Origin of the sequence: Limosilactobacillus coleohominis (assembly GCF_016901675.1) — a bacterium.
Classification (GTDB): domain Bacteria; phylum Bacillota; class Bacilli; order Lactobacillales; family Lactobacillaceae; genus Limosilactobacillus; species Limosilactobacillus intestinavium.
Window position 1 is genome coordinate 1 of sequence record NZ_JACJKU010000147.1, and the last position, 1,361, is coordinate 1,361.

The window sequence follows — 1,361 nt, forward strand, 5'->3', positions numbered from 1 at the left end:
GGTTCTACACTATTCGGTACTGATGAGTTTTCATCAGTGCCGTTTTTGTATATGATGACAATAAAAAAGGACAATTACCCCAAAAAATACACACACGGTAATTGCCCTAAGAAAGGAATTAAATCCTCATGAATAATCTTATCAGCTTTTTAACAGGAATCAATGATCCAGACCTAAAATTAGATGTTGATGGTCTCGAAGAGACCAAAAATCTTAAAATTATCCATTTGATTAAATCTGGTGTATGTCACTGTCCTGTGTGCGGCCACAAGATGCTTAAAAACGGCTTTCGGCAACAAGAAGTTCGCGTTAAAGCTCTCCCAATTGCGAACGTTCCCACGGTTCTATTAATTAGAAAGCAGAAATATATTTGTCCATCGATGCCTGACTGCCCTAAGGTGGTGACCAAATTAGCAGAGATTGATGGTATTGATCGCAATTGTCGAATAACCAATAACATCAAGCAGGCAGTAATCCTTGATTTGCCAAAAAATGAATCACAAAAGGATATTGCCCAAGACCATCAGGTTTCTCCTAGTACTGTGGGCCGAATTATTGATAGCCTTGATAACAACTTTACGCCCACTGCTAATTGGTTACCACGGGCGATTGCTTTCGATGATTTTAAGTCTGGTCGCTTCGCGACTAGTGGAATGAGTATGATTCTTATGAATCCAGTTAATCATCGAACTATCGACGTTATCTCATCACGAACTTCAAAGTCATTAAAGCAATATTTTTATCGACATTTTACAAGAAAAGCTAGACTATCAGTTAAATTAGTCGTGGTCGACCTTTATCAGCCTTATCGACCTCTGATACATGAACTGTTTCCCTATGCGCAGATTATAGCCGATCATTTTCACATTGTTGCACAAGCATACCGTGTTCTACAGAAAATTAGAACCAAAACAATGAACTATTATGGGGCTGGTTCACATGAATCTCGGGCATTGAAACGTTTTTGGAAACTACTATTGCAAAAAGTTAGTGAACTTGATAACGTCCGTTATCACCCCTGTCGTAACTTTAAAGGTGCCTGGTTAACTAATAGTGAAGTAGTTGATCGATTACTTGATATGTCTCCAGAACTTAAAGAAGCTTATGATTATTATCAAACACTGATTAGTGCCATTGATAATGAAGACTCTGCAGAGTTACAAACACTTCTAAATCGAAAATTAACAGAATTGCCGTTTAAATTACAAAAAGTCCAAAGGACTTTACGGCAACATAAAGACGAAATATTGTGTAGCTTTAAGTATCATTTGAGTAACGGCCCTATTGAGGGAACTAACAACAAAATTAAGGTTATTAAGCGAACGGCTTATGGTTTCAGAAATTTTTATCATTTTAGAATT

The 1,361-nt window shown here is 37.1% G+C and carries 1 protein-coding gene; it reads left to right on the top strand.

Annotation, left to right across the window (positions count from 1 at the left end):
- Positions 1–128: 128 nt before the first annotated feature.
- Positions 129–1,361 (top strand): ISL3 family transposase (locus H5975_RS08095; protein ID WP_204785615.1); only part of this gene is annotated, 1,233 nt, incomplete at its 3' end.